General features: G+C 48.6%; 11 protein-coding genes and 1 pseudogene. 7 read left to right on the forward strand and 5 right to left on the reverse strand.

Annotated features, from left to right (window positions below; translation table 11 throughout):
* Positions 1-37: 37 nt before the first annotated feature.
* Together LGZ99_RS06575 and LGZ99_RS06580 are read left to right on the forward strand one after the other, a co-directional pair.
* Positions 38-1,468, forward strand: coding sequence for a gamma-aminobutyraldehyde dehydrogenase (locus LGZ99_RS06575; RefSeq protein WP_036837396.1), 1,431 nt, complete (start codon positions 38-40; stop codon positions 1,466-1,468).
* A 45-nt stretch (positions 1,469-1,513) separates the two neighbouring features.
* Complete coding sequence (locus LGZ99_RS06580; protein WP_235184663.1) at positions 1,514-2,257, forward strand: nuclear transport factor 2 family protein; 744 nt, start codon at positions 1,514-1,516, stop codon at positions 2,255-2,257.
* Between the two features lie 56 nt (positions 2,258-2,313).
* On the opposite strand, the gene LGZ99_RS06585 is transcribed toward LGZ99_RS06580, so the two are convergent.
* Positions 2,314-2,436 (reverse strand): hypothetical protein, encoded by a 123-nt coding sequence (locus tag LGZ99_RS06585; RefSeq protein WP_262978968.1) that lies wholly within the window; start codon positions 2,434-2,436, stop codon positions 2,314-2,316.
* A gap of 2 nt (positions 2,437-2,438) precedes the next feature.
* On the opposite strand from LGZ99_RS06585, the pseudogene LGZ99_RS06590 reads away from it, so the two are divergent.
* The 4 genes and pseudogenes from LGZ99_RS06590 (at position 2,439) to LGZ99_RS06605 (ending at position 6,497) form a co-directional block, all read left to right on the forward strand.
* Positions 2,439-3,702, forward strand: a pseudogene (locus LGZ99_RS06590) (4-aminobutyrate--2-oxoglutarate transaminase).
* A gap of 33 nt (positions 3,703-3,735) precedes the next feature.
* Positions 3,736-4,134, forward strand: coding sequence for a DUF805 domain-containing protein (locus tag LGZ99_RS06595; protein WP_021323636.1), 399 nt, complete (start codon positions 3,736-3,738; stop codon positions 4,132-4,134).
* 27 nt (positions 4,135-4,161) lie between these two features.
* Positions 4,162-5,703 carry an NAD(P)/FAD-dependent oxidoreductase gene (locus tag LGZ99_RS06600; protein WP_021323637.1) on the forward strand — a complete coding sequence of 514 codons (1,542 nt, stop codon included), beginning with the start codon at positions 4,162-4,164 and terminating at the stop codon, positions 5,701-5,703.
* A 104-nt stretch (positions 5,704-5,807) separates the two neighbouring features.
* Positions 5,808-6,497: a hypothetical protein gene (locus LGZ99_RS06605; protein WP_036837407.1), complete on the forward strand. Its 690-nt coding sequence runs from the start codon at positions 5,808-5,810 to the stop codon at positions 6,495-6,497.
* A 42-nt stretch (positions 6,498-6,539) separates the two neighbouring features.
* Here LGZ99_RS06605 and LGZ99_RS06610 read toward each other — a convergent pair whose 3' ends face one another.
* From LGZ99_RS06610 to LGZ99_RS06620, 3 genes are all read right to left on the reverse strand, one after another.
* Complete coding sequence (locus tag LGZ99_RS06610; RefSeq protein WP_036837409.1) at positions 6,540-7,166, reverse strand: RES family NAD+ phosphorylase; 627 nt, start codon at positions 7,164-7,166, stop codon at positions 6,540-6,542.
* A 207-nt stretch (positions 7,167-7,373) separates the two neighbouring features.
* Complete coding sequence (locus LGZ99_RS06615; protein ID WP_036837411.1) at positions 7,374-7,700, reverse strand: type II toxin-antitoxin system PemK/MazF family toxin; 327 nt, start codon at positions 7,698-7,700, stop codon at positions 7,374-7,376.
* Positions 7,697-7,915 (reverse strand): antitoxin MazE family protein, encoded by a 219-nt coding sequence (locus LGZ99_RS06620; protein WP_036837412.1) that lies wholly within the window; start codon positions 7,913-7,915, stop codon positions 7,697-7,699. Before LGZ99_RS06620 ends, LGZ99_RS06615 begins: the two co-directional genes overlap by 4 nt.
* A gap of 334 nt (positions 7,916-8,249) precedes the next feature.
* Between LGZ99_RS06620 and LGZ99_RS06625 the strand changes: the two genes are divergently transcribed.
* Positions 8,250-8,783, forward strand: a complete 534-nt coding sequence (locus tag LGZ99_RS06625) for a hypothetical protein (protein ID WP_036837413.1) — start codon at positions 8,250-8,252, stop codon at positions 8,781-8,783.
* 69 nt (positions 8,784-8,852) lie between these two features.
* Here the strand turns inward: LGZ99_RS06625 and LGZ99_RS06630 are convergent, their stop codons facing one another.
* Positions 8,853-9,884 (reverse strand): hypothetical protein, encoded by a 1,032-nt coding sequence (locus LGZ99_RS06630; protein WP_021323644.1) that lies wholly within the window; start codon positions 9,882-9,884, stop codon positions 8,853-8,855.
* Positions 9,885-10,162 lie beyond the last annotated feature (278 nt).

The following is a 10,162-nucleotide window of genomic DNA, read 5'->3' on the forward strand; positions in this document are numbered from 1 at the left end:
TTATATTTTATGTTGTCCAATCCATCAGGAGGTAACCATGGGATTTTCCATGCTCAGGAATTTCATTAATGGTCAGTATGTTGAATCTAAAGGTTCTGAATATTTTGATTTGGTAAGCCCGGTCACTGGTGAAGTCTATACGCGTTCTCCTAACGCGACTGCGGAGGATGTTGATGAAGCTTATGCCGCGGCTAAAGAGGCGTTCAAGATCTGGGGGCGCAGCACACCGTCAGCACGTCAGCAGGCGTTGCTGGCATTAGCCGATGCAGTGGAAAAAAACGCTGAATGTCTGATCGAAGCGCAAAGCCGCAATACGGGGCAGCTCAAACATCTGATTGCTTCCGAGGAAATTGCGACGTCAGTGGATCATATCCGTTTCTTCGCCGGCGCCGCCCGTTTTCTGGAAGGCAAAGCTACTGCTGAATATCTTCCTGATATGACGACCAGCATCCGGCGCGAACCATTGGGTGTGGTAGGGCAAGTTACGCCGTGGAACTACCCGCTGATGATGGCAGTATGGAAGATAGCGCCTGCGCTGGCAGCGGGCAATACTGTGGTACTCAAACCGAGCGATACTACGCCGGAAAGTACTCTGTTGCTGGCTGAACTGGCTGCTCCGTTCTTCCCGGCAGGTACATTCAACGTGGTGTTGGGTAATGCCAGCGCGGGCGCCCTGGTCGTTTCACACAAAACACCCGCTATGGTTTCCATCACTGGTTCCGTGCGTGCAGGTTTGCAGGTTGCCTCTTCGGCGGCGGCTAATCTCACCAGAGCGCATTTGGAGCTAGGCGGCAAAGCGCCGGTGGTTGTTTTCGCCGATGCAGATATGGACAAAGCGGTGGAGACCATTGCGACCGCGGGGTACTTCAACGCGGGTCAGGATTGTACGGCAGCCTCGCGGGTGCTGGTGCATGAATCTGTTTACGATACCTTCGTCGCTAAACTGGTGGCGGCAGCTAAAGCCACCCGCTTTGGCTATCCGGAAGATGAAGAGGCGCTGTATGGGCCGCTCAATAATGCTCGTCAGCTGGAGCAGGTCAAAGGGTTCATTGCGCGTCTGCCCGCTTATGCCTGTATCGAAACAGGAGGCTGTCAGGCCGAACGTTCGGGTTATTACTTTGAACCTACGGTAATTACCGGTCTGGAACAGCACGACGAAGCAGTCCAGACCGAGATTTTCGGCCCGGTCATCACGGTGCAGAAGTTCTGCGATGAACAGGATGCTATAGAGAAAGCTAACGACGTGAAATACGGATTGGCCTCCAGTGTCTGGACCCGTGACCATGGCCGCGCGTTGCGCCTGTCACGTGAACTCGATTTCGGTACCGTCTGGATTAACACCCATATTCCTCTTACGGCAGAGGCCCCGCATGGCGGTTTCAAGAGCTCCGGATATGGTAAAGATCTGTCGGTTTATGGCTTTGATGAATATACGCGTATCAAACATGTGATGAGTTCCAACGACTGACACAGGACATCCGTAATGATTCAGAATAGATCTCCGCGCGACTTGGTGTCGCGTGCGCACTACGAGTTGTTTACTGATCGTGATGTAGGAGTGCTTGAGCGTTGTTTTGCGCCGCATTTCATCGAACATTCCCCGTTGGTCAAAGATGGTCTTGCCGGATTGAGTGAGCGGGTCCGGACACATCCTGAACTGCACCACGAAACGTATCGTGTATTGCAAGATGGTGATCTGGTCGCCATTCACGGTCGTTTTACGGGGTTAGACGACCACCCGCTGGTCGGTTTCGATCTGTACCGGGTTGCCGACGGCTTAATCGTAGAGCACTGGGACGGCCTGGTGCCACAGGCCGCACCCAACGCCAGTGGCCGGACTCAGTTAGACGGCCCGACTGAAACAGGTCATGGTCATGACCGGGAGAAGAATCGCGAGCTGGTGGTTAACTTTTTTACACGTACCCTGATCGAGGGTTACTACGAAGAGTTTGGGAACTACACCAATGGTGAATTGTTTCGCCAGCACAGCCCCGATATTCCCGATGGTACGGCGGCGGTTATCTCGTTTCTTAAGCAACTCAGGGATGAAGGGCAGGGTCTGCATTACGCTAAAATTCACCGTACGGTAGCCGATGGGCAGTTTGTTCTGACCCATTCGGAGGGGAGTATCGCCGGAGCGCGTCACAGCTACTTCGAGCTATGGCGCATTGATAACGGCAAAGTGGCTGAACTTTGGGATGCTATCACCCCGATACCGGAGGATGCGAAAGCGCTGCATCGCCACGGTATTTTTTAGCAAAAACCGCTGTAAACCCTCGTCGAATGCGGACAGGGAAAGCAACCTAGCGTCGTTTAACGTTGGACATCGGCTTTAAACGCTTCTCTTGTCGCACCTTCGGTGCGACAACACACCGAATCACATCGGGCATCTGCCTGCTGAAGCCCGCTTATTTCAGATTGCTGAGGAGTTTTCATTTATGACTGAATCTATGTTAGCTAAAAGACGCAGCGCGGCTATTGCAAAAGGCGTGGGCGTGACCACACAAGTTTATGTGGAGCGTGCGGAAAACGCTGAAATTTGGGGCATTCAAGGGCAACGCTATATCGATTTTGCTGCCGGTATCGCCGTAGTGAATACCGGCCACCGCCATCCGCGCGTCATCGCGGCAGCCAGAGAACAACTGGAACAGTTTACCCATACCTGTCATCAGGTAGTACCCTACGAAAATTATGTGGCGCTGGCCGAACGTCTGAACCATCTGGTGCCTGGTAATTTTGCTAAGAAGACCGTCTTTGTCACTACTGGGGCTGAGGCGGTGGAAAATGCCGTGAAGATCGCGCGGGCCGCTACCCGGCGCAGTGGCGTGGTAGCTTTCAGCGGCGCTTTCCATGGCCGTACCTTCCTCGGTATGTCATTAACCGGCAAAGTTGCACCGTACAAAATAGGGTTCGGCCCGCTGGTTAGCGACGTTTACCGTGTTCCGTTTCCGATCGGGCTGCATGGCATTAGCGTGGAACAGACGCTGAATGCGCTGGAAAATCTCTTTAAAACCGACATTGAACCCACGCGAGTCGCTGCCATCATCATCGAACCGGTACAGGGCGAAGGTGGTTTCTATCCTGCGCCTCCTGAGCTGCTCAAAGCCCTGCGTGAGATCGCCGATTGTCATGGCATTGTACTTATCGCTGATGAGATCCAGACCGGTTTCGCGCGTACGGGCAAACTGTTTGCCATGGAGCATTATGAGGTTGTTGCCGATCTGACCACTATGGCGAAAGGTCTGGCTGGCGGCTGTAACGGGACGTGCAGAGTTGATGGACGCTGTCGTGGTTGGTGGTCTGGGGGGAACCTATGGTGGTAACCCGGTGGCGATTGCAGCCGCCCATGCGGTGCTGGATGTGATCGAAGAAGAGAAGCTGAATGCGCGGGCGACGCAGTTGGGAGACCAGCTAAAACAGCGTCTGCATGAACTGCGACCGCGTGTCCCGCAGATCGCCGATGTGCGTGGACTTGGACTGATGATTGCGGTGGAGTTTACCCGTGCGGACAGTCAGGAACCCGATGCCAGCTTTACTAATGCGGTGCGTCAGAAAGCGCTGGAGCGTGGTCTGATCCTGCTGATGTGCGGTGTACACAGCAACGTGATCCGTTTCCTTCCGCCGCTGACCATACAGAATCACGTTTTTGACGAAGCGCTCAATATTCTGGAGTCTGTGCTGCTCGAGCTGACTGAACAGTAGGTAGAACCTGCTGCCTCACAAGAGGGGACAACAATGCACTGGTATTTAAATGTATTAAAAAACTATGCCTGCTTCAGGGGACGAGCCAAACGTAAGGAGTTCTGGTACTTTGCTCTGTTCCAGATCCTGGCTGTATTTATTATCTCTTTCCTTGAAAGCTACTTTGCCGTTGCCAATCCTGAAATTTATATGGGCTGGTTCAGCGCTGTCTATCTGCTGCTCACATTTCTGCCCGCGCTAGCAGTGAATGCCCGTCGCCTGCATGACATCAATTGCAGCGCTTGGTGGTTACTGCTGCATCTCATACCGTTTATCGGCACTGTTATCCTGCTGATTCTCGCCGGTCTGAAAGGGAGCTCTGGCAGCAATAAATACAGCTCAGAGAGCCGGATTCACTCACAGGGAAACGCTCCAGATCAGGCCAGCGGGTGATTTCAAGATCATGACAGGAGTGCTGAAATGACAATGAATAGAAGAGACTTTATCTCTACCGCCGCGACGCTCGCGGGGGTGGGAGTGCTTTCATCCGTACTTCCCAACTTATCCCTGCTCGCCCGGACTTTAACCGCGGCCGATGCGCCTGCCGCCAACGTTGATAAGCTCCGGCCGATACTGTTGGAGGATGCGCAGCACAGAGCCAGCCGGTTGGGGCTGGATCCGCGTATCTGGAACTGGCATAAAGAGGCTGCTGTTGACGCCATGCCAGCCAACTATTATGAAGCTTCTCTGGCTGACTGGTCAGCTTTTGGAAGCCTGCCTGGAGACCAGAACTGCGAGGTTGTGGTCATCGGCGGTGGGTTGCTGGGTGCTTCCACGGCATTGCATCTTGCTGAAGCGGGCGTGGACGTGATTCTGGTTGAAAAGGATAACATTGGTTCAGGCGCTTCTGGCCGCAACGGGGGACAGATGACCCCCGGGCTCGCACGCTGGGAAGCTGAAACTATGCTGGAAAAACTTTCATCCGATGAGGCTAAACGCTTGTGGCATTTTGCATCGGTTGAAGCAATGAATCTCGTGGATGAACTCCGTGAGCGTTACAGTTTCGAATGTGACCGCAAATATGGTCATATCACTGTTGCGGTGCACGCAGGCCACATGGGGCCGCTGGTGGCTAATGCCGATGCCCGGCGCCATATGGGAGATACGGCGATGAAGGTTATCGGACCGCACGAATTGCAGGAAGAGTATGTGCGTTCGGGCATCTACCATGGAGCAAATATCGACAGTATCGGCGGGCAAGTCCAGCCTCTGGCACTATTGCGTGGCCTGGTTTATGGTTTCGCCAGACTGGGTGGGCGAATCTATGACAGTACCAAAGTGAAGGGCATAAGGCAGGATGCTGGTGGCACAGTCGTAGAAACTGAGCGGGGGGCTATCAGGGCGAGCAAAGCCGTGGTGCTGGGTGTACATGTCTCAACGGGTGAGTTTATCTCTGGCCCTTCCACTACGATGCCTTTTTTCACCTACGTGGCGGTAACACCACCGTTGCCAGTAGATGTCAAAGAGCTGATCCCGTCAGAGCTGCCGGTCTACGATACACAGTTACAGGTCGACTACTATCGTGCGGTGCGCAACAATCGCCTTCTGTTCGGTGGTCAGGGTACTGGCAACTCCTGGTTACCGCGTGATGTGAACAACTATCTGCTTGAGCGTATCAGAACCGTGTTCCCGCAGCTGGAAAAAAACGAACTGGAATATTCCTGGGGCGGGATCAGTGATCTGACCCTGAACGGTGCCATCGATGCCCGCAAGAGCGGCGACAGCGTACCCGTGTATATGGTACATGGCTGGAGCGGTCATGGAGTGGCGCAGACGGTGCGCATTGGCAAAGCGATCAGCGATGATTTTACCGGACGCAACGACGACTTTACCATGCTTACCCGCATTGACCACGCGAGTATCCCACTGGGCTCCTATCTCTCTCCGGTAGCCATTCCGTTGGCTAAGGGCGTTCTGGGAGTGATGAGCACGCTTAATCCGGCAGAGATGGTTTCGTTCTGAGCATCAGGGCATGGGGTTTCGGGATCCAATGTCGGTTATATTTGCATTGGTTAATGATTGTATGTATATTCTTTATGCTATCAATCGTTAACTTGAGGTGTATTATGCAAACTTTACATAGGAAAACCAGACTCGATAACAACATGGCGGCACCTCATCATGAGTACGACGATGCTGATGCAGCGGCTGATCGCCTTGAGAATATTATTAAGGAGCTGGCAGATCGTATTCGCAGCAAGGGTAAGGCAGGCATCAAGCGTCAACTGGCATTGCCGGACAATCAGTTTCTGATGAATATGTTATTTCTGGCTATGCCGGCACGAGCACTTGCCGAATTGACGCCGGAAAAGAAAAGGTTGCTTAATCGTGTGCGTAGCCGCGCGCGTTTTTTTGACAACGTGCGCGAAAATGGTGGTGTGCTAAGTTCTGCTGAGGTGGCGAAGTTATTGGGTGTCAGTAAGGTAACGGTTAAAAAGAAAAAAGATACAGGTAAATTACTGGCTCTTGAACACGATGGTGAGTTTATCTACCCGGTTTTTCAGTTCACCGATGATGAAAGTAAAGGTGAAAAAGGTGTACTGAAGGGTGTGGCTGAGATTTTACCTCATCTCAGCCATTTCAGTGGTGTGATGCAGTACGGATTTTTCGCGCAGAAACGTAATGTACTGGAACACCGTTTGCCAGAAGGCCAGGAGTTCACTGTTATTGATATACTGAGAAATGGCGTTTCGGATAATAAGCTTCAGGAAATAATTCGTTTGGCGAGGGTGTTTGGTACCCAGGATGCTGCATAGTAAAAAGTGGGGGAACACGTATTCTGCCGGTTCCCCCATCTGTCATATTACTGGAATATCCAGATCGTTCACCAGTATGTCTTCAGCACTTTCTCCTTCGTACTCAAACTCTCTGAGCACTTTGAGTTCCACGGTACGTATCACGCCTTTGCCTGATGGGTCGTTATGCCAAAGCACTATGCAGGGCTCAAGTGTGACGTTAGACACGTAAGCCAGCCCATTTGCATGTGGTGACAGCTTTGCCGCGAGTTGCTGCGTGAGCCGGTAATCTGAGCCGGTCAGCTGGTGGGCGGTTATATGCATTTTCGGTGCAAGCCGGGTAATGTCCACAATATGCAGATCTTTCTCTGTCACCAATGTAGCCATATGGTACCCGTCCAATTCCCGGTCTGTAATGGCTGGCAGACGTTGGAACACCTCTTTCATTGATGTTCTCGGCGAGTTGGCCAGATACAGGTTGCCATCTGTGCCGTTCGTTAGCCCGTACCGGGTGTGAGCTCCGTAGAGGTTAAAGAATACACCATTGCCGCCATATTCACCCTCTTGTAGTCGGTAAAAAACCGTGCCGACTGAAATGAGGATGATACTCTGCATGATTTTATCGATAGTAAGTGTGTCGATCTGCTTCTTTGTCACCGAATCGGGGTTCTCCTCTGATTTTGTTACCATTGAACACTCCTTTATTCTTACCTGTTTCTGCCATATGTTGTCTCCGGTCTTATTACATTAACTTTACTGCAAAGACGCACAATGCTGGATATTCATCCAGTTGTGGCAGTATATTACAAATAAGGGAGCGGGGTATATGTTTTGATACGGATAAAGTTAGATTGTGCTACTCATTGTGTGAGGCGATTAGAAGTGAGCATATTTTTCTTATTTTGCGATGCCTAAAAACAAGGCCAGACAGCGATCTACCTGCTGCATCGTCGCGTAATCCAGTTTACCAAATACTGCTCCGGCTTTTTCTTTCGGGAGAGTCATTGCCTTATCAATCATGACCTGTGACAGTTTTTCAAGATTTGTTTCAGGGAAAGGTTTAATTGTCACCCGAAAGAGTGGTGCATCAATCAATGTTGAGGTCACGGGCAAAACAGTAATACTGGGATGTTCATCAAAGTTGTCAGATTGGATAACCAGTGCCGGACGGGGCTTACCATAAGCCCCTTGTAGAGCAACAGTTATTAAGTCTCCTCGCTTCACTCCCAGTCTCCTGAATCAGCCAATTCATTCATCGCACCTTCTAATAGTGCATCCGTTTCCTTGTCTCGCATTGCTGTAGCCAGATGGCTTTGACGCCGGCACTCTTCTTTAAAATGAGGAAGGCGTGTATCAGGTACCCATATTTGAACGGGCCTTAATCCTGACTTTCTAAGCTGTTGTCTGTGTTTTTTTACACGATCTGCAACCTTATTCATCTTTCATCCTCGTGACATGTAACCATGTTCACAATATAACCAAAAAAACGTTACATGCAACACTTTTTTATTCGCACATGGGGATAATCTTACCGTATATTATTTTAATATTGATATCGATGCTTACAATAATTTTTCGGCAGGTGAATATTTTGCGCTTGTCTTAATTGGATTCCAGAATTTTCCAGTTATTTTTTAGAAATGTGGCAAACATGAAGCAATTTGGGCAAATAATTAGCGGCAATCCAATTATGGTTGTATACTGTAAAAAAGAGATAATAAACAAGGTGGGGCTATTTAGCCAAGTAAATTAATTAAGAGATGAGGCGCAATTATGACTAATATTTATATAAACAAATATGCTCCAAATAGTATCGTTGCGAAACTCCCATTGGCATCTGATAAAAAAATAGAGAAATGGAATGCAGAGAGTTTGGATTTTCGCATTTGGACCCCGGGATTTATATGGTTGGATTGTCAAAAAATTTCAGAATTTCACAACTTATTTCGTTATCCAGGTATTACAAATCTTTATCTTGCATTCACGTTTAAAGCACAGTTTCTCACTCCACTAAGCTCTACAGCAGAAATGTCAAGGGCGCAGCCAATTCAAGATTGGTTTTTCAATAATGGGGCATATATTGAGAATGGTTTTGATAATTTCGGCATATATTCCTGTGATACAGGCAGTGGAGAATACAGTGTAAATTTCATTGATCCCTGTTTTTACCTTATAAAGAATGGTGAATTGAGTTATAGTGATAAGAATTCCGCTTTCCCAAACCTTGTTCTTCGGGTGAAAAATAAAGTCACTTCAAATTTTTTGGCAAATTTAATTCCTACGGATTTTAAAATTATTATTAATTAGTTTCATACTATATTGAAACCCTCTCTCGGGTGGCTGACCTGAGTCAACACCCCCAAAAGAGGATTCGCTTTATAAACTGGTTTCCTTAACTACCTCATTCTCCCTCTCTTTTTCCAGCATAATCAGCAATTCAAGCATACTGATAATATCTTTAGATGTTTCGCGGGCTTTGCGATGTGATAAGGCAAGATTAGGGAACTTATTCATGAATGCGCTGACATTTAACTTTCTATTCGGATTGTTGTTTAACGAGGCTATCAACTGGGACAAGCAATCTCTCGCCCGTAGTAAATTTTGCTCCAGATAGGGTAAATATTCTTGATAAGTATGCAGCAGTTTTTCTAATTTTTTTGTTTTCAGACGACCACCCGCATGTGGGCCTGGTTTCATGTTAGCCATTGCTCGAAATGTATCTTTTCCTTTGTTATAAATACCACGGGGATCCAGTCCCGCCGCCGCAGTCAAACTCAAAGCTAATTTTGAGCTAACGGATATTGAGCCATATTGCAGCATGGAGCTGAAAGTACCGGCTGTCCAGTTACTAACGCCTTCGGTTATAGAACTGGTCATCACATCAGGCGTGTTTGCCAGTGCAGTATCCAGCACAAAATCCTGCGCATATTCTTTGTTCACATAGGTACGATATAGCTCATGTAGCCTGGGGTAGCCGCTCAATTTATCCTGTAACTTCTCCATTACCTCACGTTCAATATCTTTAGTCGTATTGGTGGCACAAGTCGGATATAACTGGGTATGAACACCTGTTCTTGACGTAATGGGCTTTGCCAACTCACCACCAATACTTCCCGCTGCCGCACTGGCGAGAAAAGAGATAGCAGGGCCGCCAGGAGCCGCAGCAGCGCCAGCTAACCCTGCACATATTGAGGCGGGAACTGAACGTATCATCGTGTCTTTAATTTCCACTAGTGCATTTCGCCCCATTTTATTCAACAGCTTTTGCGGTGAGCTAAGACGATACAATTGCTTTTGCAGTGCATGTACATTCTGTCCCGCCATGACCATTGATTTATTTAGCATATCAAATTCATATGCCAGTTTTATTTCCTCTTTGGTGAAACATTCAAATCTGGAGTTTCCCATATTAACTTTTCCTTTAAATAAGAATGGGTTTGTTTTTCTGATCAGATAATATTCCCATGCTTTTTAGCGCTTCGTGAAAAAAATAAATCAATTTTTGACAAATCAGATAGTGGAGGGTATTGACTGGCAGACGAAAGCATAACGTAAAATTTCGGTAAACAGAGGATAATAATAAGGTTAAGCGAATTTCAATCCAAGTAGATAGTAATCCGCCATTAATTATGGATAAAATTGTTGCTTTCGATTATTTTTCCTCAGGGAGTTTAGCGAGCTTAATC

This window comes from Photorhabdus temperata (genome assembly GCF_025384845.1).
GTDB classification, from domain to species: Bacteria; Pseudomonadota; Gammaproteobacteria; order Enterobacterales; family Enterobacteriaceae; genus Photorhabdus; species Photorhabdus temperata.

Coding starts and splice junctions, on each gene's coding strand:
- LGZ99_RS06575 (WP_036837396.1), top strand. CDS start 38: ATGGGATTTTCCATGCTCAGGAATTTCATTAATGGTCAGTATGTTGAA.
- LGZ99_RS06625 (WP_036837413.1), top strand. CDS start 8,250: ATGACTAATATTTATATAAACAAATATGCTCCAAATAGTATCGTTGCG.
- LGZ99_RS06595 (WP_021323636.1), top strand. CDS start 3,736: ATGCACTGGTATTTAAATGTATTAAAAAACTATGCCTGCTTCAGGGGA.
- LGZ99_RS06600 (WP_021323637.1), top strand. CDS start 4,162: ATGACAATGAATAGAAGAGACTTTATCTCTACCGCCGCGACGCTCGCG.
- LGZ99_RS06585 (WP_262978968.1), bottom strand. CDS start 2,436: ATGAAAACTCCTCAGCAATCTGAAATAAGCGGGCTTCAGCAGGCAGAT.
- LGZ99_RS06605 (WP_036837407.1), top strand. CDS start 5,808: ATGCAAACTTTACATAGGAAAACCAGACTCGATAACAACATGGCGGCA.
- LGZ99_RS06610 (WP_036837409.1), bottom strand. CDS start 7,166: ATGGTAACAAAATCAGAGGAGAACCCCGATTCGGTGACAAAGAAGCAG.
- LGZ99_RS06620 (WP_036837412.1), bottom strand. CDS start 7,915: ATGAATAAGGTTGCAGATCGTGTAAAAAAACACAGACAACAGCTTAGA.
- LGZ99_RS06630 (WP_021323644.1), bottom strand. CDS start 9,884: ATGGGAAACTCCAGATTTGAATGTTTCACCAAAGAGGAAATAAAACTG.